15 protein-coding genes and 1 riboswitch are annotated in these 24,323 nt (G+C 73.2%); of the genes, 8 read left to right on the top strand and 7 right to left on the bottom strand.

Features of this window, described 5'->3' with window-relative positions:
• The first annotated feature begins 120 nt into the window (after positions 1-120).
• The 3 genes from ABZY12_RS06185 to ABZY12_RS06195 all read left to right on the top strand — a co-directional run bounded on the left by ABZY12_RS06185 (position 121) and on the right by ABZY12_RS06195 (position 3,801).
• Positions 121-1,209, top strand: a complete 1,089-nt coding sequence (locus ABZY12_RS06185; RefSeq protein WP_356887682.1) for a PP2C family protein-serine/threonine phosphatase — start codon at positions 121-123, stop codon at positions 1,207-1,209.
• Positions 1,210-1,420: 211 nt separating this feature from the next.
• Positions 1,421-1,568, top strand: a riboswitch (cyclic di-AMP (ydaO/yuaA leader).
• A gap of 11 nt (positions 1,569-1,579) precedes the next feature.
• Positions 1,580-2,701: a M23 family metallopeptidase gene (locus ABZY12_RS06190; RefSeq protein ID WP_356887626.1), complete on the top strand. Its 1,122-nt coding sequence runs from the start codon at positions 1,580-1,582 to the stop codon at positions 2,699-2,701.
• Positions 2,702-2,853: 152 nt separating this feature from the next.
• Positions 2,854-3,801: an aldo/keto reductase gene (locus ABZY12_RS06195; protein WP_356887628.1), complete on the top strand. Its 948-nt coding sequence runs from the start codon at positions 2,854-2,856 to the stop codon at positions 3,799-3,801.
• Positions 3,802-3,887: 86 nt separating this feature from the next.
• Here the strand turns inward: ABZY12_RS06195 and ABZY12_RS06200 are convergent, their stop codons facing one another.
• The 4 genes from ABZY12_RS06200 to ABZY12_RS06215 all read right to left on the bottom strand — a co-directional run bounded on the left by ABZY12_RS06200 (position 3,888) and on the right by ABZY12_RS06215 (position 9,086).
• On the bottom strand, positions 3,888-5,198 hold the full coding sequence (locus ABZY12_RS06200) for a PrsW family intramembrane metalloprotease (RefSeq protein ID WP_356887630.1): 1,311 nt from the start codon (positions 5,196-5,198) through the stop codon (positions 3,888-3,890).
• A 44-nt stretch (positions 5,199-5,242) separates the two neighbouring features.
• Positions 5,243-5,962, bottom strand: coding sequence for a tRNA (guanosine(46)-N7)-methyltransferase TrmB (gene trmB, locus ABZY12_RS06205; RefSeq protein ID WP_356887684.1), 720 nt, complete (start codon positions 5,960-5,962; stop codon positions 5,243-5,245).
• Between the two features lie 176 nt (positions 5,963-6,138).
• Complete coding sequence (gene lhgO / locus ABZY12_RS06210; RefSeq protein WP_356887632.1) at positions 6,139-7,335, bottom strand: L-2-hydroxyglutarate oxidase; 1,197 nt, start codon at positions 7,333-7,335, stop codon at positions 6,139-6,141.
• 293 nt (positions 7,336-7,628) lie between these two features.
• A complete protein-coding gene (locus ABZY12_RS06215) occupies positions 7,629-9,086 on the bottom strand; it encodes an MFS transporter (protein ID WP_356887634.1) in 1,458 nt (485 codons plus the stop codon).
• A 545-nt stretch (positions 9,087-9,631) separates the two neighbouring features.
• On the opposite strand from ABZY12_RS06215, the gene ABZY12_RS06220 reads away from it, so the two are divergent.
• Together ABZY12_RS06220 and ABZY12_RS06225 are read left to right on the top strand one after the other, a co-directional pair.
• Positions 9,632-11,740: an asparagine synthase-related protein gene (locus tag ABZY12_RS06220; RefSeq protein ID WP_356887636.1), complete on the top strand. Its 2,109-nt coding sequence runs from the start codon at positions 9,632-9,634 to the stop codon at positions 11,738-11,740.
• A gap of 102 nt (positions 11,741-11,842) precedes the next feature.
• Positions 11,843-15,040, top strand: coding sequence for a BTAD domain-containing putative transcriptional regulator (locus tag ABZY12_RS06225; protein WP_356887638.1), 3,198 nt, complete (start codon positions 11,843-11,845; stop codon positions 15,038-15,040).
• A 127-nt stretch (positions 15,041-15,167) separates the two neighbouring features.
• On the opposite strand, the gene ABZY12_RS06230 is transcribed toward ABZY12_RS06225, so the two are convergent.
• Positions 15,168-17,150, bottom strand: a complete 1,983-nt coding sequence (locus ABZY12_RS06230) for a sigma-70 family RNA polymerase sigma factor (RefSeq protein ID WP_356887640.1) — start codon at positions 17,148-17,150, stop codon at positions 15,168-15,170.
• Positions 17,151-17,403: 253 nt separating this feature from the next.
• Positions 17,404-18,195 (bottom strand): helix-turn-helix domain-containing protein, encoded by a 792-nt coding sequence (locus ABZY12_RS06235; RefSeq protein WP_356887686.1) that lies wholly within the window; start codon positions 18,193-18,195, stop codon positions 17,404-17,406.
• Between the two features lie 353 nt (positions 18,196-18,548).
• Here ABZY12_RS06235 and ABZY12_RS06240 point away from each other — a divergent pair, with 353 nt between their 5' ends.
• Positions 18,549-19,913, top strand: coding sequence for an NAD(P)/FAD-dependent oxidoreductase (locus tag ABZY12_RS06240; protein ID WP_356887642.1), 1,365 nt, complete (start codon positions 18,549-18,551; stop codon positions 19,911-19,913).
• Positions 19,914-20,020: 107 nt separating this feature from the next.
• Positions 20,021-21,655 (top strand): SpoIIE family protein phosphatase, encoded by a 1,635-nt coding sequence (locus tag ABZY12_RS06245; RefSeq protein WP_356887644.1) that lies wholly within the window; start codon positions 20,021-20,023, stop codon positions 21,653-21,655.
• Between the two features lie 21 nt (positions 21,656-21,676).
• On the opposite strand, the gene ABZY12_RS06250 is transcribed toward ABZY12_RS06245, so the two are convergent.
• Entirely contained in the window at positions 21,677-22,954 is a 1,278-nt protein-coding gene (locus ABZY12_RS06250) for an MFS transporter (protein ID WP_356887688.1), read from the bottom strand.
• Positions 22,955-23,096: 142 nt separating this feature from the next.
• On the opposite strand from ABZY12_RS06250, the gene ABZY12_RS06255 reads away from it, so the two are divergent.
• Positions 23,097-23,663 carry a MarR family transcriptional regulator gene (locus tag ABZY12_RS06255; protein WP_356887646.1) on the top strand — a complete coding sequence of 189 codons (567 nt, stop codon included), beginning with the start codon at positions 23,097-23,099 and terminating at the stop codon, positions 23,661-23,663.
• Positions 23,664-24,323 lie beyond the last annotated feature (660 nt).

Genomic DNA, 24,323 nt, shown 5'->3' on the forward strand with positions numbered 1-24,323 from the left:
GGCGCGGTACCGTCCGTCGCCGTGTACGGACCGGGCAGGAGAGCACAGGTGGGGCAGCAAGCGGCGGGGAACGGGTCCTCCCCCGGGCCGCGCCCGCGCGGTGAGCGTGCGCGGCGGTTCATCCGCGCCCTGCCCCCGCTGATCATCGCCGGAGGGGTCGTCTTCGACCTGTCCACCCCGCCCGCCTACACCGCCGCCCCGATGTTCTCGGCCGCACCGCTCATCGCGGCCCCGTTCTTCTCGATGCTGACGACCCTGCTCACCGGGATCGCCGCCGTCGTCGCCAGCGTCGGACTGCACATCTACAACGACACCCTCACCGACGTCCCGGCACTCACCGAGACCCTCACCGTCATCACGGTCTCCGCCCTCGCCCTGCTGATCAACCGGGTCGTGCGGCGCAGCGGCGAGCGGCTGGCGTCGGCCCGGGTGATCGCGGAGACGGCGCAGAAGGCGGTGTTGCCGACGCCCGCCGAGCGGATCGGCGGGCTGCAGATCGCCGCCCGTTACGAGGCCGCGCAGGCGGACGCGTTCATCGGCGGCGATCTGTTCGCGGTCCAGGACACGCCCTACGGGGTACGGCTCGTGGTCGGCGACGTACGGGGCAAGGGGCTCGACGCGGTCGAGGCCGTCGCCGTCGTCATCGGCGCCTTTCGCGAGGCGGCCGAGCAGGAGTCGACGCTGGAGGGCGTGGCGCAGCGTCTGGAGCGGGCGCTGGCCCGTGAGGGCACCCGAAAGACCGGTCTGGACGCCGCCGAGGGGTTCACCACCGCCGTACTGGCCGAGATCCCGCGCGGCAGCGGTCTCGTACGGGTGGTGAACCGCGGGCACCCGGAGCCGCTGCTGCTGTACGCGGACGGGGAGCTGTCCCTGCTGGCGCCGAGCGAGCCGGCGCTGCCGCTCGGTCTGGGCGAGCTGGCCGCGTGGCCGGACCGGGCCGACGAGGCGCCGTACCCGCCGGGCGCCACGCTGCTCCTCTACACGGACGGTCTCTCCGAGGCGCGCGACGCCGCGGGAGCCTTCTACGATCCCGCCGAGCGGCTCGCCGGGCGGATCTTCCCGGGGCCGGAGGCGCTCCTGGACGCGCTCGTCGACGATGTGCGCCGGTACACCGGGGGCGGGACGACGGACGACATGGCGCTGCTGGCGGTGAGCCGCCCGACGCAGGGGCAGCCGGAGCGGCGGCGGACGATGCCCGTGGTGCCGTGACCATCCGTAGTCGACGGGTACCACTCCGATAACAATTGACACACCGTCAGAATCACGTTGTTCGCCGGGTGTTTGCTGAAGGGGGGTCAAGTCGGGCCATTCTGCCGCAATCTCGCGAATGATCAACCGGAACGGCTTGGAAACGGGACCCCGTGTCTATTAACGTTCGATAACGCAGCGCGGTCGTCCCAGCCGTCGCAAGAGACGGCACCGTGCGCACGCGCCGAATCCTGAAAAGGAACCGGGGAACCACCAATTGGGGTGAATCGGGCACCTTCGCACTCGTGCGACAACGCCCGTAGGAGACCTTCCTGCTCCGAACCCGTCAGCTAACCCGGTAGGCGAGAAGGAAGGAAAGGAGCACGCCTCCGTGGCGTCCAACACCCCTGCCCCCGAAGCTCCCTTCGACGCGTTCGGTGCCTCGGGTGCCCCCGGGGCGGACCCCGGCACAGGCGCGTGGGAGGAGTGGAATCCCACCGAGGACTCCCTTCGCCAGCAGGCGCGCTCCGGCGCCGGCGGCCGTCATCGCGTCGTCAAGCAGCGCTCCAACTTCGCCCGCTCCTCCACCGTCCTGGGCGTCGGTGTCATCGCCGCCGTCGGCGCGGGCGGCCTGGCCACCGCGCAGGAGAAGCCGGCCGTCTCGATATCGCTTCCCGACCTCGGCCTCCCGGACGCCTCGGAGCTGCCCGGCGTCGGCGAACTGATCTCCGACGGGAACGGCGGGACCGACGGGAACGGTGGCGGGGACGGCTCGGGCTCCGGTACGAACAACCCCCTGCCGCTCACCGCCTCCCTCACCCTGGAGGCCGAGGGCACCGGCGACACGGACGCCTCGGCCGGATCGGCCACCGCGACCACCGCCGACGCCGGCGAGGCGCTGCGCGCCCGCATCCTCCAGCAGGCCGAGCAGCAGCAGGCGTCCGCCGACGCCGCCGAGAAGGCCGCGGTGGAGAAGGCGGCGGCCGAGAAGGCCGCCGAGGAGGCCGCCGCCAAGGCGACCGCCGCGGAGAAGGCGGCCGCCGAGGCGAAGAAGAAGGCCGAGGAGGAGGCCGCGGCCAAGGCTGAGGCGGAGCGCCTGGCCAAGCTCGCCGCCAGTTACGCCCTGCCCACCTCCTCGTACACCATCACCTCCACGTTCGGTGAGTCCGGCTCGATGTGGTCCTCCGGCTACCACACCGGCCTCGACCTCGCGGCCCCCACGGGCACCCCGGTCAAGGCCGTCCACGGCGGCACCATCAAGTCCGCGGGCTGGTCGGGCTCGTACGGCTACCGGATCGTCCTGGAGCTGGAGGACGGTACGGAGGTCTGGTACTGCCACCTGTCGTCCATGACGGTCGGGGCGGGTCAGTCCGTGGGCACCGGCGAGACCATCGGCCGCGTGGGCGCGACCGGCAACGTCACCGGCCCCCACCTCCACCTGGAGGTCCACACCCCGGGCGGCTCCGGCGTGGACCCGTCGGCCTGGCTGCGCGGCAAGGGCCTGAACCTCTGACCCATCGCGGAAAGGGCGCGAGCGGGCGGCGCGAACCGAGGGGACGACGGGCGGCGCGAACCGAGGGAACAGCGGGCGGCGCGAACCGAGGGGAGGCCGCAGCGGCGAGGCGTGCCGGAATAGCCCGCGTGGCGGGGGTGGTTGTGGAGCCTATGACTTCTCTTCGCCGACTGGGCTCCTCGGACCTGCACGTCTTCCCGCTCGCGCTCGGAGGCAACGTCTTCGGCTGGACCGCCGACGAGACGCGGTCCTTCGCCGTCCTCGACGCCTACACCGCCGCGGGCGGCAACTTCGTCGACACCGCCGACTCCTACTCGGCCTGGGCCGAAGGCAACGAGGGGGGCGAGTCCGAGACCATCATCGGCAAGTGGCTCGCCGCGCGCGGCAACCGCGCCGACGTCGTGATCGCCACCAAGGTCGGGGCCCACCCCCGGTACAAGGGCCTCTCCGCCGCCACCGTCAAGGCCGCCGCCGAGGAGTCGCTCCGCCGCCTCGGCACCGACTACATCGACCTCTACTACACCCACTTCGACGACGAGTCCGTCCCCGTCGAGGAGATCGTCACCGCACTCGACCAGCTGGTGAAGGACGGCAAGGTGCGGGCCGTCGCCGCCTCCAACATCTCCCCTGAGCGGCTGCGCGCCTCCCTCGACTTCGCCGAGGCCGAGGGGCTCGCCCGCTACGTCGCCCTCCAGCCGCACTACAACCTCGTCTCGCGCGAGACGTACGAGGGTGAGCTCCTGGAGACCGCCGAGCGCGCCGGTCTCGCGTCCGTGCCGTACTTCGCCCTGGCCTCCGGCTTCCTGACCGGCAAGTACCGCCCCGGAACGACCGTCGACAGCGCCCGCGCCCAAAGGGCCGGCGCGCACCTGGACACCGAGCGGGGCAGGGCGGTGCTCTCCGCGCTCGACACGGTCGCGGACGCCCACGGCGCCGAGCCCGCCACCGTCGCGCTCGCCTGGCTGGCCTCCCGGCCGACCGTCGCGGCACCGATCGCCTCGGCCCGTACGGTCGAGCAGCTCCCGGCCCTGGTCGCGGTCGCCGACCTCACGCTCACCGAAGCCGAGCTGACCTTGCTCACCGAGGCCTCCGCGGTCTGAGCCTGTTGACCGAGGCCTCCGCGGTCTGAACCCGCTGGTCGAGGGCTCCGCGCTCTGAGCCGGTTCCGACGTGGGTCGGGGCCCGGTCAGCTCCGGTACGGGTTGTAGCCGCCGTAGTCGAGGTACTGCGGCGGCGCCCACACCCGGCCGGTGGCCCGCGCCGCGTACGTCAGCGCGGGAGAGGCGACCGCCTTGCGCTGCCAGAGGTGGTGCAGCAGCTCCTGCTCGCGGGCGGTGAAGTCCTCCTCCGCCGTTCCCCGCTCGGCCCGGTGGCGCAGAAAGGCGAGGGTCGTCGCGAACGCCTCGTACTCCCCGACGGCCTGCGCCGCCGGCTTGCCGTACGTTCGGGCGGCGAAGTCGCGGGCCACCGAGCGGGCCCGCATCGAGGAGAGCGCGAGGGGTTCGGCGGGGGACAGCCAGCCGGCCGCCGCGTACGCCGGGAGCTGCCCGGATATGGTGCGCAGCTCCTTCTGCCGGCTCCATATCGCCAGCCAGGTCAGCAGCCCGAAGACCGGCACCATGAACATGCCGTACACCGCGAAGAAGCCCCATGGTCCGAAGACGGCCGAGCCGTTCCACAGGGCGTGCATGCCCATGGCGAGGACCAGACCGGTCAGCGGCAGCAGGATCCGGCGGACGCGCCGGCGGCGGGCGGCGAGGGCGGCGAAGCCGAAGCCGAGTCCGGTGAGCACGGTGAAGAGCGGATGCGCGAACGGCGACATCACGATCCGTACGAAGAACGTTCCGGCGGTCACGGAGCCGAGGCCCGAGCTGCCGAACTCCTGGTCCTCGCCGAAGGCGTTGCCGAGATAGAGGATGTTCTCCGTGAAGGCGAAGCCGGTGGCGGTGAAGCCCGCGACGACGACTCCGTCGAGGAGGCCGGTGAAGTCCCGTCTGCGGAAGAGGAAGATCAGCAGGATGGCGGCTGCCTTCGCGCTCTCCTCGACCACGGGCGCGACGGCGGTGGCGCCGAGGGTGTCCGCGGACGCCGGGTCGGCGGTCGCGGTGGCGATCCAGCGGACCGCGAAGGAGTTGGCGAGGATCGCGACGAGCGCGGCGGCGAAGGCGCCCCAGGCGAAGGCGAAGAGAAGGATCTTCCAGGGGCCGGGCTCCACGCGGTCGAGCCAGCGGAACACGGCCATGAGGAGCGGCACGGGCAGGACGGCCAGGCCGAGGCCGACCAGGAACCCCTCGGTGCCTGTCTGATCCCGCACCAGCGCCAGGATCACCAGGGCGCAGAGCGCGAGCACCGTGATCACGGCGACGGCCCGGACCACCTTGCTGCGCCAGAAGGCGCGCCGGGGCCGGTAGCGCCACTGGGCACGGCCGGGGACGGCGGGGAAGGCCGGCTCCTCGGTGTCCCGGGCGGGTACGGGGGCGGGTACGGGGTTCGACACGTATGCGACCCTAACCAGCCCCACCGACAGCGTGCGCGGGAGTTCTACATCCTGTGGAAAAGCAGGTCGTGCACGACGTGTCCCTTGTCCAGACCCTGTCCCTCGAAGCGGGTGAGGGGGCGGAACGCGGGGCGGGGGGCGTAGCCGCCGTCGGGCTGCGTGTTCGCGAAGTCGGGATGCGCGGAGAGCACCTCCAGCATCTGCTCGGCGTACTCCTCCCAGTCCGTCGCGCAGTGCAGGACGGCGCCGGGCTTCATCCGCGTCGCGAGGAGAGAGAGGAACTCCGGCTGGATGAGGCGCCGCTTGTGGTGGCGCTTCTTGGGCCAGGGGTCCGGGAAGTAGACGCGGCAGCCGTCGAGGGCGTCGGGGGCGAGCATCTCGCGCAGCAGGATGATCGCGTCGCCGTTGGCGACCCGGACGTTCTCGAGCCCGTTGCGGTCGGCGAGACCGAGGAGGTTGCCCTGTCCGGGGGTGTGGACGTCCACGGCGAGGATGCCGGTGCCGGGGTCGGCGGCGGCCATCTGCGCGGTGGCCTCGCCCATCCCGAAGCCGATCTCCAGGACGACGGGGAGGCCGCCGAACATCTCCTTCAGGTCCAGGACCCGCTTGCCGTCGATGTCCAGACCCCAGTCGGGCCAGCGCTTGAGCATCGCCTCGGCCTGCCCCGCGGTGACGCGGCTGCGCCGGGGCTGGAAGCTGCGGATACGCCGCTCGTGGTGCGACCCGGCGGGATCGGGCAGGGGCCCCTCACCGGCGGCGAACATCCGACTGCCCCGCCGCGCGACGACGGGCTCGGCGAGGGACTGCGGAAGGGTTTCACGAGACTCAGACACAATGCGGCAATTCTACGGGGTCGGGGCCTCGTCCCCCCGTGTGGCGATCGTTCCGCAGGGCTGGGAAGCCCGCAGCCCTGCGAAACGATCGCCGCAACCGGGGGCGGCTACAACATCGCCAAGGCCCTCGCCGCCACCTCGCGGCCGATCGGGAGGGACGCCGTCGCGGCCGGCGAGGGGGCGTTCAGGACGTGCACCGTCCGCGAGGCCTCTTGGATCAGGAAGTCGTCGACCAAGGTGCCGTCCCGCAGGACCGCCTGTGCGCGCACGCCCGCCGCGGCGCGCCGCAGATCACGCTCCTCCACGACCGGCAGCAGTCTGCGCACCGCCTCCGTGAAGGCCCGCTTCGACAGCGAACGCCGCAGCTCACCCGCTCCGTACCGCCAGTGCTCTCGCGCGATCGCCCATGATCCCGGCCACGCCAGCGTCCCCGCGAGGTCCCCCGGCCGGACGACCGACCAGCCGTATCCCTCCCGGGCCAGGGCGGGCACCGCGTTCGGCCCGACATGCACGCCACCGTCGATACCCCGCGTCAGGTGCACCCCGAGGAACGGGAACGCCGGGTCCGGAACCGGATAGACCAGGCCGCGGACCAGCGACGCGTTCGCCAGTTCGTAGTACTCGCCACGGAAGGGGACGATCCGCATGCCCGGGTCGTCGCCGGCGAGCCGGGCCACCCGGTCGCAGTGCAGCCCCGCGCAGTTCACCAGGACCCGCCCCCGCACCACGGCGCCGGCCGCCGTGCGGACGGCCACGCCCCACGGCCGCCGGTCGACCGCCGTGACCTTCGCGCCGTACAGGATCCGCGCCCCGGACGCCTCGGCGAGCTGCGCCGCCACCGCGCCGTAGTCGCAGATCCCCGTCGTGCCGACGTGGATCGCCGCGAGCCCCCGCACTCTCGGCTCGTACTCGGTGATCTGCGCCGGCCCGAGCTCCCGCACCGGAATGCCGTTCTCCCGGCCGCGCTGCACGAGCGCGTGCAGCCGCGGCAGCTCCTCGCGCCCGGTGGCGACGATGAGCTTGCCCGTGACCTCGTACGGAAGGCCGTACTCCGCGCAGAACTTGACCATCTCGGCCGCGCCCGCGACCGCGAACCGTGCCTTCAGGGACCCCGGGCGGTAGTAGATCCCGCTGTGGATCACCCCGCTGTTGCGTCCCGTCTGGTGGCGGGCCGGGCCGTGCTCCTTCTCCAGGACGGTGACCCGGGTGCCGGGCGCGGCACGGGTCAGGGCGTACGCCGTCGACAGACCGACGATCCCGCCGCCGACCACGAGCACGTCGCAGTCCACGTCCCGCACGGACACCCGCACCACCTCCCACCCCGATAGTGCACTGGCCCACTGACACAGCCGCTAAACCCGGTGGGACACGCGTCACGCCGGCCCACGCGGTCCCACGCCGGAGCTCAGGGACTCACGCGGTCCCACGCCGGAGCTCAGGGACTCACGCGGTCCCACGCCGGAGCTCAGGGACTCACGCGGTCCCACGCCGGAGCCTCAGGGACTCACACGGACCCACGCTGGAGTCCCAGGGACTCACACGGACCCACGCCGGAGTCCCAGGGACTCACGCGGTCCCACGCCGGAGCCTCAGGGACTCACGCGGGAGCCATCAGGAGCGGCCGGGCCCGCTCCCGCAGCTCCATGACCCGGGGCTCGTCCCCGTACGGTTCGAGCCGGTGCAGCAGATCGCGTACGTACTCGGTGGTCCGGGCGGACGAGATCCGGCCCGCCACCTCCACCGCGCGCGTGCCCGCCGCGCAGGCCGCGTCCAGGTTGCCCGACTCCAGCTCGGCCACCGCCGACACGACGAGCCGCAGCCCGTGCGAGCGGACGTACTCCTCCGTCGGCCGGGACAGCGCCTGCTCGGTGAAGCGGCGCACCTGGCGCGGCGCCTTCAGGTCCCGGTAGCACTCGGCGGCGTCGGCGCAGAACCGGTCGTACGAGTAGAAGCCCAGCCAGGACGGGTCGGCGTCGCCCTCCCGCGAGCGCTCCAGCCAGCCCTCGGCCGCCTTGAGCGCGGCCGCGGCCGCCGCGCCGTCGTTCGCCTTCGCGTGCGCCCGCGCCTCGACGAGCCGGAAGAAGGACATGGTGCGGGCGGTGGCGAGCCCGCGGTTGCGTTCCAGGGCGGCCTGGGCGAGGTCCACGCCCTCGTCGGCGAAGCCCCGGTAGGTGGCCTGCAGCGACATGGAGGCGAGGACGTAGCCGCCGAGCGGCACGTCGGCGGCGGCGCGCGCGAGGCGCAGCGCCTGGATGTAGTAGCGCTGGGCGGCCTCCTGCTGACCGGTGTCGAAGGCCATCCAGCCGGCCAGCCGGGTCAGCTCCGCCGTGGCGCCGAACAGGGCCCGGCCGACCTCGTCGGAGTACGAGCCGAGCAGCAGCGGTGCGGCGTCGACGCGTAAGCACTCCGGGACCATGGAGGAACGCCAGTCGCCGCCCCCGTACTTGGAGTCCCAGCGGCGCGCGTCCTCGGCGGCCTCGCGGAGCTTGGCGACGTCGCTGTGGCCCACGCGCGCGTGGAGGCCGGTCTCCGGCCCGTCGACCGTCTCGTCGGGGCCGCCCGCGCCGGGACGGTGCGGCAGCCGCTCCACGGAGGAGTCGGCGGGTGTTATCAGCCACCGGGAGGCGGGGGTCGCGTACGCGCTGACCGCGAAGGATCCGGCCAGCGACTGCCAGATCCCGCCACCGCCGGCCCGTCGACCGGCGAGATCCAGCCGGTACAGCTCGGTGGCCGAGCGGACCGCCTCTCCCACGTCGCGGGGGAAGGCGAGGCCCACCTCGGGCGCCGGGTCGGCGTCCGCGAGGCCGATCTCGTGCAGCGGTACCGGCCGGCCGAGCTTCTGGCCGATCGCCGCCGCGATCAGATGCGGGGCGGCGCCCTGCGGCACCATGCCCTTCGACACCCACCGCGCCACCGACGTCTTGTCGTAACGAAGCGTCAGCCCCCGCTGCGCCCCGAGGTCGTTGACGCGCCGGGCGAGGCCGGCGTTGCTGATTCCCGCGAGGGCGAGAACCGTGCCGAGCTTTTCGTTCGGCCCGCGTTGCTCCCTGGACATGACGCCACCCCTCGACCACCCAGACGGCCGCCACGACGCCGGGCATAGGCGTGCGGCATTCGTAAACACAGCGTAGTTCGCCGCATCCCTACCGTTAAGGGGCGGTGTTCCCTATGGCGGGATTGTTGTGTGAATCGACGGAGGAGGGGCGGGCTGCGGAGAGCGGTCGGCGCCGGCGCTGCCGGGGGCGGCGCCGGGGAGCGTGCTCCGGTGGTGTGGCCGTGCGCCCGCCCGTGCGCTCTCGCCCGTCCGGAGCGGGAGCGCTTCCATGAGTGCTGCGTGGGTCGGCCCACCCGGCTGTGGACCGGTGGGCTGGGGGATACCGTCGCCCCCTCCCCGCGGGCGGCGGACGGCTCCGGGAGGCGTAGTGCGCCTCCCGGACTGCCGACGGCTCGAGGCGCCGTCCAGAATGGCCGAATGGCGACGGTGCGCAACTGGCCAATGCCAGGGGCGCATTCGCCTTTCGCGCGCCCTGCTCCTGAGCCCGTCCTGTGCGCCCTTGTCGTGGCAGCATGTTCCTCCACTGAACCGACGTGGAGGCGCCGATGCGATGGCTGGTGGGCTGGAGCAGTGTCGCCGCGAGCTTCGGTACGGCGGGAGCGGTGGGGGGCAGCGCGTCCGAGGGGCGCACGGTGCACCCCGTGGGCGCACAACTCCTGTGGGGTGACCCGGATCCGCTGTGGGCGGTCGGTGACTGGCGTCCCGACGAGATCCGCGTCGTCGGCGTCGACACGCACAGCCGCCTCGCCGTCCTGGGGTGTTGCGCCGCGAGCGACGAGGAACTGAGGAGCGGGCTCTTCGCCGCGCGAGGTGGCGCCCTGCGCCACCTCACGGCGTGGGCGGGCAGCTACACCGTCGTCGTCCAGGTCGGCCGCCGTGTCACCGTCACCGGCGATCTGGCGGGAGCCCGGCCCGTGTTCCACACGCCGTGGGCCAACGGCACCGCGTACGCGACCGCCGCGCTGCCGCTGGCCGACCTCATCGAGGCCCAGCTCGACATCGGCCATCTCGCCGCGCTGCTCGCCTGCCCCGAGACCCCGGAGGCGCTGCGCGACTCCACGCCGTACGAGGGCGTGAAGCGGGTGCCCCCCGGGCACGCGCTGATCCTGCGCGAGGGGTCGCGCGAGATCACCGGGTACGAACCGGTGGCCTCGCTCGCCGTCGCGGCGCCGCAGGTCGAGCCACGGCGGGCGGTGGAAGGGGTACGGGACGCGCTGGTCGACGCCGTACGGGCCCGGCTCACCGCGCCCCGGCACGCGCCGGAGACGCCGCTGCCGGACCCCGGGCCCGTCCCCGGCATGGGGCCCGCGGAGCGGCGGGCCGCCCGGGGCGGCGGACCGGCGCCGGGGATCGGCGCGGATCTGTCCGGAGGCAGCGCTTCCGGGACGCTCGCCCTGCTGGCGGCCGGTCTCCCGGGCGTGCCCGGGACGATCCTGGGCCACGGCACGGGCGCGGGGGAGCGGTTGCTCGCCGTCACCTTCAACGACCTGGCGACCCGGGCAGGTGCCCACCGCGAGGAGGAGCTGGAGCGGGCCCGGGTGATCGCGGCGAACCCGCGGCTGCACCACGTGGTCGTCGCGGCGGGCGAGGAGGCACTGCCGTACGCGGAGCTGGACGGTCCCCTGACGGACGAGCCAGGCCCGTCCCTCGTCGTCGCCGGCCGGCACCGGCGGCGCCTCGCGGGCGGCAGCGCGGACCACTTCACGGGCCTGGGCGCCCGGCAGGTCCTGGACGCCCATCCGGCGCGGCTGGCCGACCTGTTGATGGACCGGCGGCGCCGATCGCTGGTGCGGCCGGTGGCGGCGCTCGCGAAGGCGACGGGCACGCCGGCGGGCTCGCTCCTCGTACCGCTGACGGTCTACCGCGCCGCGCGCCGGCTGGCCCGCACCCCGTACCGCACCGGCATCGAGGCGGCGGCGACGGGGCTCCTGGAGGCGAACCGGACGGCGGCGGGCGCGTTCGGCCCGCTGGAGGCGTCCCTGTCCGCCCTGACCTGGTCGCGGCCCGGGCCGGCGGCGCGCTGGCTGACGGGCGAGGCGCTCGCTGAAGTATCGGTTCGCCTGAACCGGGCGGCGACGCTGCCGACGTCGGTGCAGCGGCCGGGGGAGGCACGCGCGCGTGCGGCGCTCGCGCGGGCCGCGGCCGACCACCGGGTCCTGGAGCAGGCCGCCGAGATCCGCAGCCAGCGGCTCCACGCCCCCTTCCTCGACAACCAGGTGGTACGGGCCTGCCGCGACCTCCCCGAGTCGCTGCGGGTCCAGCCGGGCGCACGGGCCACCGTCCTGCGCACGGTCCTGGCCGGCGCGGGCATCCACGACCTGCCGCCAGGCTGGGGCGCCCCGAACCCGGCGGTCCCGGCCGCCGCCACCCGTACGGGCCTGCGCGCGGCGCTCCCGGACCTGCTGGCCCTCTTCGACGCTCCGCTCCTGGCGGACGCGGGCCTGATCGAGGCACGCGTGGTCCGCAAGGCCCTGCGCGCGGCCGCCGACGGCGAACCGGTCCCGCTGGACGGCCTCGCCGACCTCGTCTCCACCGAACTCTGGCTCCGCCGCCTCCTGTCCCGCCGCGGCACCTGCTGGACGGGCACGGCGGCCCCACGGCAGCGCGCGGTCCCTGGGCCCCTGATCCCGGTGCGCCGCTCCCTCCTGACGTGAGGCGCCATCCGAACGAGCGAAAGCCTCCCCCGCTCCGCGCGCGGCCCGGCAGGGCCGGGAAACCCACGGGTGCTCACCGCCCCCGCCAGGGACAATGATCCTGTGCGGTACCTCATCCTCGGTTCCACCCAGGCCCTCGACCCCCACGGCACCCCCCTCCCCCTCGGCGGCGCCCGGCTGCGCGCGCTCCTCGCCGCGCTCGCTCTGCGCGCCGGACGGGCCGCCTCCGTCACCGAACTCGTCGACGACGTCTACGACGACGAGCCCCCGCACGACGCCCCCGCCGCCCTCCAGGCCCTCGTCGGGCGCCTCCGCCGCGTGATCGGGCGCGACGCCGTCGCGTCGGCGCCCGGCCTCGGCTACCGGCTCGTCGCCGACCCCGACGACATCGACCTGTACGTCTTCGAACGGCGGGCTCAGGAGGCCGCCGCTCGCCTCGACGCCGGCGATCCCGAAGCCGCCGCCACCCTTCTGCGCGGCGCCCTCGCCCTCTTCCGCGGCCCCGCCCTCACCGATCTTCCCGAGCACGCGCGCGTGCGCCCCGAGGCCCAGCGGCTCGCCGCCCTGCGCCGGCGCGTGGAGGCCGACCTCAGGCGCGGTGCCGTGGACGGACTCGTACCGGAGCTGTCCGCACTCACCACCGCCCACCCGTACGACGAGGGCTTCCGCGCCCAACTCGTCCGCGCCCTGCGCGCCGAGGGCCGGCAGGCCGACGCCCTCGCCGCCTTCGAGGACGCCCGCCGCGCCCTCGCCGACGGTCTCGGCGCCGACCCGGGTCCCGAACTGCTCGCCCTCCACAGGGAACTGCTCCAGGCGCCGCCCGAGCCACGGGAGTCCGGCAACATCCGGCCCCGCCTCACCTCCTTCGTCGGCCGCGAACCCGAACTCGCCGCCATCCGCGCCGACCTCGCCCGCTCCCGGCTCGTCACCCTCACCGGCCCAGGCGGCTCCGGCAAGACCCGCCTGGCGGAAGAGGCCGCCCTCGCGACCACCCGCACCGACGGCCCCGGCGCCTGGCTCGCGGAACTCGCCCCGCTCGACGACCCCGACGCCGTACCCGGTGCGGTCCTCTCCGCCCTCGGCCTCCGCGAGATCAACCTGATCACGCGCGACGGCCAGCCCCTCCAGGACGACCCCACCGCCCGTCTCGTCGAACACCTCGCCCGCCGCCCCCTCCTCCTCGTCCTCGACAACTGCGAGCACGTCGTCGACGCGGCCGCCGCACTCGCCGAGACCCTGCTCACCCACTGCCCCGGCCTGCGCGTCCTCGCCACCAGCCGCGAGCCCCTCGGCGTTCCCGGCGAGACCGTCCGGCCCGTCGAACCCCTGCCACCGCACCCGGCCCACCTCCTCTTCGCCGAACGCGCCCGCGCCGTACGTCCGGACTTCCGGCCCGACGCCGACCTCGACGCCGTCGACGAGATCTGCCGCCGCCTCGACGGCCTCCCCCTCGCCATCGAACTGGCCGCCGCCCGCCTGCGGCTTCTCACCCCGCGCCAGATCGCCGACCGGCTCGACGACCGATTCGCCCTCCTCACCTCCGGCAGCCGCACCGTCCTGCCCCGCCAGCAGACCCTCCGCGCCGTCGTCGACTGGTCCTGGGACCTCCTCGAACCCGACGAGCGCACGCTGCTCCGCCAGGTGTCCGTCTTCGCCGGCGGCTGGGACCTCCCCGCCGCCGAGTCCCTCACAGCCGCCCACGCGGCCGACACCCTCGGCGCACTGGTCGACAAGTCCCTGGTCGTCGCCGCCCCCACCGACGACGGCGAGATGCGCTACCGCCTCCTGGAGACCATCCACGAGTACGCGAGCGAGCGCGCCGCCGAGACCCCGGACCTGCTCGCCGCCGCCGAGACCGCCCACACCGCCCACTACACCGTCCTCGTCGAGGAGGCCGAACCCCGGCTGCGCTCCGGCGAGCAGCTCCCCTGGATCCGGCGGATCGAGACCGACCTCGACAACATCCGCGCCGCCCTCCACCGCACGGTCCTCACCGCCGCGGACGAGCCGTCCGCCCACCGGCTGGTCCTCGCCATGGGCTGGTTCTGGTGGCTGCGCAACTACCGCCCCGAGGGGCTGGCCTGGGTCGAACGCGCGCTCCGGCTCGGCACCGACCCGGATGATCCCGCCGACCCGCGCCACTGGCCCCGCATGCGGCTGCACATGCTGCACTTCTTCCTCGCCGTGGAGAGCCATACGGTCGGCGAATTCCGCGACGACCCCGAACTCGCCGCTCTGGTCCGGCGGGTACGCGCGGCCTTCGCCGAACACCCCGGCCCCGAGTCGGCCCGATTCCCCGGTCTGCTGTGGCCGTTCACGGCCTATCTCACCGAGAAACCGGACGTCGTCCGCGCGATGCTGGACGCCTCCGTCGCCCACTGCCGTCGCCATGGCGGCGAGTGGGAGATCGGTGTCAGCCTGATGTTCCGTACGCACATGGTCGTCGACATGCCCGGCGGCATGACCGGCATCGACGAGGACCTGGTCGAGCTGCGTGCCCTCTCCCGCCGGGTCGGCGACCGCTGGATGCGGGCACAGGTCGCGAGCGCCGCGGCGGAGGCGAACATGCTGCGCGGCCGGCACGCGGAGGCCGGCGAGGCGTACGAGGAGGCGCTGCAGCTCGCCCGTGAGGTCGGCGCACACGCCGAGGCGCCCTTCCTGATCGCGCGCCTCGCCGAAATCGCGTTCCGCGCGGGCGACATGGATGCCGCCGAGAAGGGCCTGGACGAGGCGTCCCGTGAGGCGGAGCGCTCCCACGTCAACGACGCCCGGACGTACATCGGGTCCATGCGCGCCTTGATCGCCCTGCACCGAGGCGATGTCCAGGCCGCCCGCGCCCAGCTCGACGAGGCGCGCCGAGTGGTGACGACGGGCGCCCCGCCACCCCATTTCGCGGCGGTACTGAGCGGTCTCGACGCCCGGATCCGGGCGGACGAGGGCGGCGGCACCGAAGCCGTCGCGGGCGCGGTGGCGGCGCTGCGGTCGGCACGGGAGGCGCAGTGCGCCGACTTCGTCATCGCCGCCCTGGCGGAGGGCGTGGCGATCACGCTCTCCCGCTGCGGCGCGCTGACCCTCGCCGTCCGGACCCTGGCGGCGGTCGACACCTGGCGCGGCGCGCTGGTCCGCTCCGCCCCGGAGGCGAGGGAGACGGAGGCGCTCACCACTCGCGCGCGCGAGGCCCTGGGCGAAGACGGTTACGCCGAGGCGTACGCCTCCGGCGCCCCGCTCGACGTCGAGGCCGTCATGACGCAGGCGCACGCGTACGTGACGGGGTCGGCCTGTCCGCGCACGCGTACGTGACGGGGGTGTCCCCTCCTCGCACGCGTACGTGACGGGGTCGCTCCCTCCTCGCACAGCTATGTGACGGGGTGTCCCGCCGCGCTCGCCGCCCACCCGCCGTCCATCTGACCGGCGCGGCGGTTGGGCCTCACGCGCAGGTGATCTGGGACTGTGCCCAGTCCGCGACCGCGACCCGGCCGAACGGTGTGTGCGGCTCGACCACCAGGCGGAGCGTCTCGCGTCCGGCGATGCCGACGTGCACCGGCACCGGCGGATCGCCCGGCTCGACCACGGGGGACCGCCACAGCCGTTCGCCGTCCCCGTAGACGGAGAAGCGGACGCCGCCGACCCCGAGGGGGGCACTCATGTCGTCGATGCCCACGAGCGCGTCGTAACTGGTGCACCGCCGGTTGAGGTCGATGGTGAGCGAGGACGGCGCCTGCACCGTCACCCCGTGCGCGTACCGCTTGCCGCCCATCGACAGGCCGTCGCGCTGCCACATCGGGCTGCTCTCCTCGAGCCGTACCTCGGGCTTGGTGCCGTCGCCGGCGATGCCGTAGTCGAGCCGGCTCACCCGATAGAGGGACGGGGGCGCGGGCGGCTTGGGCGCGGTCCTCGACGGGCTGGGCTTCGGTGCGGGCGTCGGCTTCGGAGTCGGCTTGGGGCGGGGCTTCACCGTCCGGCTCGGCGTCGGCTTCGGAGGCGGGGCCGGCTCGGCCGTGGGCACGGGCGGCGGCGTGGGCCTCGGCTTCGGCGGAGCGGTCGGCTCCGACGGTACGACGGGGGCGACGGCCGGCGGGGACGGTTCGGGCTTCGCGACCGGCTGTGGGTCGCCGGACAGCGCCCACACCAGACCGGCGGCCGCCGCGGCGGCCACCGCGGCCGCGAGCCCGGCCTTCGCGGGCGCGCCGAGCCCCTCGGCGACGGCGGCGGACGACGCCCCGGCCGTGCCCGTCGAACCGGCTCCGGTGGCGGCGGCTGCCGCCCCGGCCCCGGCGGCCCCGGCCACACCGCCGGCCACCACGCCCGCGGCCTTGAGCGAGTACCCGGCGGCGAACCAGCCGATGACGGCGATCGGAAGCAGCGCCGGGATGCCGGCGTTGACGTGCTCCAGCTCGCCGGCCGCGAGCCGGCACTTGACGCACTCCTCCAGGTGCTGGCGCAGCCCCCGCTGGGCCCGCATCCGCAGCCCGCCGCGCGCATAGGCGCCGAGCCGGTCGGCGTAGCGGGCGCAGTCCCCGCCGGAGGTGAGGGACTGGCTGACGTGGGCCTGGAGGTAGGCCTGCTTCAGACCCTCGCGGGCCCGGCTGGCGAGGACGGCGGTGGCGTTGGCGGTCAGCCCGAACAGCGGCGCGACCTCGCTCGGCGACTCCTCCTCGACGGTGGTGTGCCACAGCACGGCCTGCCAGCGCTCGGGCAGCGAACGGAACGCCTGCATGGCCAGGGACCGCTCGGCCTCGTGCATGGCCCGGACATCGGCGCCGAGGTCCAGCGTGTCCTGGTCAGAGAACTCGGAGCCGCGTGCGGCCTGCGCGGCGAACACGGCGAAGTCCTCGACCAGATGCTCCCGCTTCCGCGTCTTCGACCAGCTCGCGGCCACCCGGCGGACGGTGGTCAGCAGATAGGCGCGTACGGCCTGCTCCGGCCCGGCCCCGCGCCGTACCGCCTGGAGCGTGCGGGCGAACACCTCCGCCGTCAGGTCGTCGGCGGTGTGCGCGTCGCGGCAGCACGTCCTGGCGTAGCGCCGTACGGCCTCGGAGTGCCGGCGGAACAGCTCTTCGTACGCGCTGTCCTCGCCGTCCCGCATCAGCTGGATCAGCTCGGCGTCGGACGGGGGGAGTTCGACCGGCGGCGGCAGTACGCCGTCGTCCGCGTCTGCCGTGTCGTCCGTGTCCGCCTCGGCCCCGAGGGCACCGCCCTCGCGCTGCTGCGGCACACCCGGCTCGGCGCCCACGGGCGTGGGACCCGCCGCGCCCGTGACACCCGCCGCGCCCGTGGACGTACTCCACGAGCCTCCCGGGCCGCCCTGGCTCGGCACCTGCCAGGAGGGTGGGCCTCCGCTCCCCGGGGCGTCGCCGGTATCCGTGGCGCCGCCTTCATCCAGCGGCTCGTCCCGTCCGTCACCGCTCATCGCGGAAGCCCCCGTACGCACGCTCAGACCCGAACACCGGGCAAGCGTGACACAGAGCGGAGGCGCCCCGAACCGTCGCGTCCACTTACCACTCGTCCGGGGCGACTTCCTGTATCCGGGCGTAACCGCTCACGCGTTCGTGCCGTGCTCGACAGTTCCGGGAACGTCGAACAGGCGGGCGTGAGCGGCCGTCACCGCAGGGTCGCCCCGGACGGCCCAGGGCCTGTCCGGCCCTGACCCGCCGAGACACTTCCTACCGCGACCGCAGGCCCTCCAACAGGATGTCCAGGAGCCGCGTCGAGGCCGCCGCCTGCTGCGCCGCGTCCGGCAGAGCGGGCGCCGCCGTGGCTATGACGAGAAGGACGTCCGCCACGGTCACGTCCGCCCGCAGCTCACCGGCCTTCCGCGCCCGGTCCACCAGGAGCCCGACGACCTCCAGGAGCTCCGCCGCACCGGGGTCGTCCTGCTCGGCCACCGGCACCGCGCGCGGCGCGACCACCCGGGCCGCCGCCCGCTCCACGAAGCCCCGCTGGTGCGGCACCCGCGCCTCGCCGTCCGACGACTGGTCGCCCGACGCCGACGGCAGCGCGTCGACGACCGCCCCCTCGTCCACGCCCACCCGCAGCACCTGCGGAGGCAGCAGCCGCCCCGCTCCCGAGGCCACCGACGTCCGCAGGAACCGGGAGAGCGCAGACCACGGCTCGTCCTCCTGCCCCAGCGCCGTCCGCGCCTGCTCGGTCAGCCGGGCGGTCTCCTCCTCGGCTATGCGGCGCACCAGCACGTCCTTGCTCGGGAAGCGGCGGTAGACCGTGCCCACCCCGACCCGGGCGCGACGCGCCACGTCCTCCATCGGCGCTCCGTAGCCGAGCTCGCCGAACACCTCGCGCGCCGCGCGCAGGACGTGTTCCAGATTGCGCTGCGCGTCCACGCGCAGCGGAGCGGCCCGGCCGATCAACGACGATCCCGTCGACGTGCTCGTACGCCCGTCGGTCTGGCCGTCCGTCGCCGTGACGACGGCGTGGCCGTACGAATCCTGCATGTGCATAAGCGTTCCCCCGCTCATGATGTCTCCCCCCGGAGACTCCCCGCCCTGACACGGGACTCCGGACGCTTCCGCGCTCTGGTCTACGCGCGGCGGCCCGATGCCCCGACGACATACGAACATAGTTGAGTCGGGGTCAATTCAGAAGGGGGAGTTCCGCACGGTGCGCCCCCCGATCGGAGCAAGGACCGGAACTCTCCCGATTCCGACCCCGCTCCTCACCCCCCGCGCCCACCCTGACCTGGGCGCTTTCCGTTGTACCCACCCTGTGCGCCACCCCGCGCTCCCGCACTTCCGCGGTCACACAATTTGCCGGGCCTGTGGACAAACCCCGGACGGCGTTGCGTCATGGGACAGTGACCGAACCTGCGCGCATTCTCGTTGTCGGCGGTGGCTACGTCGGGATGTACACCGCGCTGCGCCTGCAGCGGCAGCTCAAGACCGAGCTCAGAAGCGGTGCCGTCGAGATCGTCGTGGTCACACCCGACCCGTACATGACGTACCAGCCGTTCCTCCCCGAGGCGGCGGCCGGCTCCATCTCCCCCCGCCACGTGGTCGTCCCGCTGCGCCGCGTCCTCGACAGATGCCGGATCGTCATCGGCGAGGTCCACGCCGTCGACCACGCCAAGCGGACGGCGACGCTCTCGACCCTCGCCACCGAGGAGGAGGGCACCGGCAACATCCAGCTCACGTACGACGAACTCGTCATCGCGCCCGGTTCGATCTCCCGCACCCTGCCCGTCCCCGGCCTCGCCGACTACGCCATCGGCTTCAAGACCGTCGAGGAGGCCATCGGGCTGCGCAACCACGTCATCGAGCAGATGGACATCGCCTCCTCCACCCGCGACCCCGGCCTGCGCGACGCCGCCCTCACCTTCGTCTTCGTCGGCGGCGGCTACGCGGGCGTGGAGGCCCTCGCCGAGCTGGAGGACATGGCCCGCTACACCGCGCGGTACTACCACAACATCAAGCCCGGGGACCTGAAATGGGTCCTCGTCGAGGCGACCCACCGGATCCTGCCCGAAGTCGGCGAGGAGATGGGGAAGTACGCGATCCGCGAGCTGCGCGCCCGCAACATCGACGTACGTCTGGACACCCGGCTGGAGTCCTGCGAGGACCGTGTGGCCGTCCTCAGCGACGGCAGCCGGATCCCCACCCGTACCGTCGTGTGGACGGCCGGCGTCAAACCCGCACCCGTCCTCGCCGCCACCGACCTGCCCCTCAACGAACGCGGCCGGCTCAAGTGCACGGCGAAACTGACCGTCGACGGCGCCGAGCACGCCTGGGCGGCCGGCGACGCCGCCGCCGTCCCCGACATCACCGCGGACGAGCCCGGCCGGGAATGCGCCCCCAACGCCCAGCACGCGGTGCGTCAGACCAAGGTCCTCGCCGAGAACATCGCCGCCTCCCTGCGCGGACAGCCGCTCAAGGAGTACGCCCACAAGTACGCGGGCTCCGTCGCCTCCCTCGGCCTCCACAAGGGCGTCGCCCACGTCTACGGCCGCAAACTCAAGGGATACCCGGCCTGGTTCATGCACCGGGCCTACCACCTCAGCCGCGTCCCCACCTTCAACCGCAAGGCCCGCGTCCTGGCCGAGTGGACCCTCTCCGGCCTGTTCAAACGCGAGATCGTCTCGCTCGGCTCGCTGGAACACCCCCGCGCCGAGTTCGAACTCGCCGCCGCACCCCCGCCCCCCAAGGAAGGCCCCGAGCCCGGCTGACACCGATGTCAGTGCGCTCGGTCACACTGGACGTGTGACCATAGGTGGGCTCACATCTGCACAGAGTGACTCAGCACGGCCGACGACACCACGAGGCATACAGATCCGTGAACTTCACCCGTTGGAGCGCCCGGCTCCCCGGCACGCAGCGCCGCATGGCCGCGCGGGGGACCGAAGGCTCCGTGCCCGCGGCCCGCGGTGAGTACGGGCCGCAGCTGGAGCACCTCGCCGACGAGACCGCCGACGTCCCCGCCCTGGAGGACTTCTCCGTACGGGAGGTCATCGGACGGCTCCCCGGCCTGGTCGCGCTCGCGCACGGCCCCGAGCACCGCATCGCGTACGTCAACGACGCCTACGCCGCCGCCTTCGGCCCCCGTCCCGCCGGGGCCACCGTCGCCGACGCCTGCCCCGAGGCGCACGAACTGGGCCTGCTGCCGCTGATGGACCAGGTCCTGCGCAGCGGCAAGCCCCGTACGGTCAAGTCCCGCAAGACCAAGGACGGCGGCTCGTACACGGTCACCTGCCTTCCCGTGGAGTCCTCGGGCTCCGACGGTGGCGGCGTCCTCGTGCACGCGGCCGACGTCACCGACCACGCCGAGGCCGCCGAGCGGCTGCGCGCCAGCGAGCGCCGGCACCGCGAAACCGCCGTCACCCTCCAGCGCTCGCTGCTCCCGCAGGAGCTGGAGCAGCCCGACGACCTGCGGATCGCCGCCACGTACCAGCCCGGCGGCACCGACGCGGCCGTCGGCGGCGACTGGTACGACGTCATCACCCTCGGCGCCGGCCGGACGGCCCTCGTCATCGGCGACGTGATGGGACGCGGGGTGCGCGCCGCCGCCGTCATGGGCCAGCTCCGCACGGCTGTACGCGCCTACGCCCGCCTCGACCTGCCCCCGCACGAAGTGCTCCAGCTCCTCGACGGTCTCGCCGCCGAGATCGACGCCAGCCAGATCGCCACCTGCGCCTACGCCGTCCACGACCCCAACGAGGGCCGGCTCGTCTACGCCTCCGCAGGCCACCTCCCGATCCTCGTCAGGGACGAGGACGGTTCGGTCCGCCGCGCCGAGGACCCCACGGGGCCCCCGCTCGGCACCGGAGGCTGGCTGCACACCTCCGGCACGATCGCCCTGCCCCCGGGCTCGACCGCCGTCCTCTACACCGACGGGCTGGTCGAACGCCGCCGCGAGGACATCGACGAGGGCGTCGCCGCCCTGGAGCGCGCCCTGTCCGGCGCCACCGGCACCCCGCAGGTGGTCTGCGACCGGCTGCTGCGCTCGCTCGGCGTCACCGCCGACCACGACGACGACGTGGCGGTGCTGGTCGTCCAGCATCCCGCCCGCAAGGGAGCCGACGCGGAGCTGTTCCACAACGCCGCCCTGGAGCTCCTCGGCGGTGTGGAGGCGGCGCCACGCGCGCGTGCCTTCGCGTCGGGCGTTCTCGCCAGCTGGCGCTTCCCGGTCGAACTACGCGATCTCGGCGTGCTCGCCACCAGCGAGCTGGTCGCGAACTCCCTCAAGCACGGCACCCCGCCCATGCGCCTCAGGCTCCGCCGCACCGACCGCCGGCTGATCATCGAGGTCACCGACGGCGACGACCATCTGCCGCGCCGCCGCAGAGCGGAATCGGAGGACGAGGCGGGCCGCGGAATCTCGATCATCGCGACGATCGCCTCGTCCTGGGGAAGCCGCCGCACGCCAGGGGGTGGCAAGGCGGTCTGGTGCGAGTTCGCCCTGCCGGACTGAGACAGTCCGGCAGGGGGTGTCCTAGGCGGCGGCGGTCTCCTTCTCCGGCCGGTGCCGCGCGACGATCCGTGACGTCTTCGCCGCGAGCGACGGCTGGTTCTGCACCGGAGTGAGCTGCTTGCCGAGACGGACCGCCAGGAACGTGATCCCGAGCGAGAAGAGCACGAAGGTCACGATGTAAGGCCCGTGCAGCGCGGCCCCCATCGGCCCGCCCACGGCCGGACCGACCGCCAGCGCCAGCTGCTTGACCAGAGCGAACGCCGAGTTGTACTGCCCGACCATCGACTCCGGCGCCAGGTCGGCCACCAGCGGCGCCACGGTCGGCGACAGCATCGCCTCGCCGAGCCCGAAGAGGGCGTACGTGGAGATGAACGCGGCGGTCGCCATGGTCTGGCTGCCGTGCCCGAGGCCGGCGTACCCGGCGATGACCCATGCCACGGCCCAGATCAGACCGACGGCCGCGATCACCCGCGTCCGCCTGCGGCGCTCGACGAACCTCAGCACCACGAACTGGGCGACGACGATGACCGCCGTGTTGGCGGCGAGCGCCATCCCCAGCGTCGACGGCTCGATCCCGGCCGCCTCGGTCCCGTACGCCGCGAGACCCGACTCGAACTGCCCGTAGCAGGCGAAGAACAGCACGAAGCCCAGGACGCACAGCTGCACCATGGCCTTGTGCCCCAGCAGCGCCTGCACACCGCCGCCCTTGGAGGCGGAGGGCCGGTCGGCCTGGAGGGCGGGGGAGCCCGGCATCCGCACGGTCAGCACGATCCCCGCCAGGACGAGGAACATCGCCGCTTCGATCGAGAAGAGAAGAAGGAAGCTGCCGGGCCGGCTCTCGTCGACGAGCTGGCCGCCGATCAGACCACCGACGCCGAGTCCCAGGTTCTGCAGGAAGAACTGCGTGGCGAAGGACCGGGTCCGGCCGGCCGGGTCCGAACACCAGACGATCATCGTCGCCAGCGCGGGCTGCATCACGGCCGTACCGGCACCCAGCAGCGCCGCCGACCCCACCACCGCGGCCACGCTCCCCGACAGCCCCATGCCCAGGGAACCGAGGGAGGCCAGCACGGCCGCGACCAGCAGAACGGGGACGGGGCCGCGCCGGTCGATGGCGCGCCCGCTGAAGGGAAGAACGACAAGTGCGGCCATGGCGAAGACGGCGAGCACGATGCCCGCCGTGGTCGCGCCCAGATCCCGCACCTGAGCGACATACACATAGAGGTACGGAACGGTGAAGCCGAGTCCGAACGCGCTCAGCGCGCTGCCCGCCTGGATTCGGCGCATCGCTGCACCCATCGCCTTGGTCACACTCACCCACTTCGGTCGCGGGTTCAGCTCTATACGCCTGAACCCTGAAGACTTCAATCCTAAAGTTCGATGCTTAACTGTACACATCGAAGGACTTCAACGCCAACGTCGACCGTGGGATACTCCCCGCATGTCCGACACCCCCGAGCAGTCCGGCCCGCAGCCCCTGCAGGAGCCGAGCCTCGACGAGCAGATCGCCGCCTACCAGCGCGAGTACCGCGACCTCGACCCCCAGGTCGAGAAGGTCGTCTCCGCCCTGGGCCGGCTGAACCGCCGGATGAACGTCGCGTACGGCCGCCAGGTCGCCGACCTCGGCATCAGCAACGCCGAGTGGGAGGTCCTCAAGACCCTCGTCCTCGCCGGCGCCCCGTACCGCCTGGGCCCCGGAGAGCTGGCCAAGCGCCTCGGCCTCACGCCGGCCGCGATGACCCACCGCATCGACCGCATGGCGGGCGAGGGCCTGGTCACGCGCGACCGCGATGAGAACAACCGCGTACGGGTGATCGTGGAGCTCACGGACGAGGGCCGTTCGAAGTGGCTCGAGGCGATGCGCATGGCGACGGACTTCGAGGAGGAGCTCCTCCAGGACCTGTCGAGCGAGGAGCGCGGCCTCCTGGGCGAGATGCTGATCCGCCTGCTCAGGCGGGTGGAGCACACCCAGCCGGACGCGGGCGGCCGACTGACCGACCTCGACTGAGGAAGCCGTCCGGGGCCTGGCGGGGCGGGGTTGACACGCCCTGGCCGTATCCGTAGTGTTCTCCGAGTTGTCACGGGGCCGGAACGGTTCTGCGACAGCCACTCCCGCCGCTGATGCGGCATCTCAAACCAGCACGACCTCCCGACCGGGACGAATTTCGGCATGCCGAAATTCATTTCGAAAGACTCGATTATGAGTCGCTCGGGAAATCCGCTAGAGTTTGAGCGTCGGAACGGCCCAACAGCCGGGAAGACAAACCCCGCTGACTGGGAATCAGGCCCGAAAGGATCTGATAGAGTCGGAACCGCCGGAAAGGGAAACGCGAAAGCGAAGAACGGACCGGCAGCCCGCTCCAGCGGGTGGCGGAAACGGAAAACGGATCTGCTAAGCTGGAAACACGAAAGACCGAAGGGAAAAGCCCGGAGGAAAGCCCGAGAGGGTGAGTACGAAGGAAGCGTCCGTTCCTTGAGAACTCAACAGCGTGCCAAAAATCAACGCCAGATTAGTTGATACCCCGTCCATCTTCGGATGGCGAGGTTCCTTTGAAAGCCCTACCGGCCCATGCGGCGGGTAGGCAACAACACAGCGAGGACGCTGTGAACGACCGGTCCTATTCCGACCGATCGTTCCGCTCTCGTGTGTGTGCACCGGATAACCGGT

The sequence above is a fragment of the Streptomyces sp. NPDC006551 genome (genome assembly GCF_040611675.1).
In the GTDB taxonomy this organism is placed as follows: Bacteria; Actinomycetota; Actinomycetes; order Streptomycetales; family Streptomycetaceae; genus Streptomyces.

Coding starts and splice junctions, on each gene's coding strand:
- ABZY12_RS06220 (WP_356887636.1), top strand. CDS start 9,632: ATGCGATGGCTGGTGGGCTGGAGCAGTGTCGCCGCGAGCTTCGGTACG.
- ABZY12_RS06235 (WP_356887686.1), bottom strand. CDS start 18,195: ATGCACATGCAGGATTCGTACGGCCACGCCGTCGTCACGGCGACGGAC.
- ABZY12_RS06215 (WP_356887634.1), bottom strand. CDS start 9,086: ATGTCCAGGGAGCAACGCGGGCCGAACGAAAAGCTCGGCACGGTTCTC.
- ABZY12_RS06230 (WP_356887640.1), bottom strand. CDS start 17,150: ATGAGCGGTGACGGACGGGACGAGCCGCTGGATGAAGGCGGCGCCACG.
- ABZY12_RS06250 (WP_356887688.1), bottom strand. CDS start 22,954: ATGGGTGCAGCGATGCGCCGAATCCAGGCGGGCAGCGCGCTGAGCGCG.
- trmB (WP_356887684.1), bottom strand. CDS start 5,962: ATGTTCGCCGCCGGTGAGGGGCCCCTGCCCGATCCCGCCGGGTCGCAC.
- ABZY12_RS06195 (WP_356887628.1), top strand. CDS start 2,854: ATGACTTCTCTTCGCCGACTGGGCTCCTCGGACCTGCACGTCTTCCCG.
- ABZY12_RS06255 (WP_356887646.1), top strand. CDS start 23,097: ATGTCCGACACCCCCGAGCAGTCCGGCCCGCAGCCCCTGCAGGAGCCG.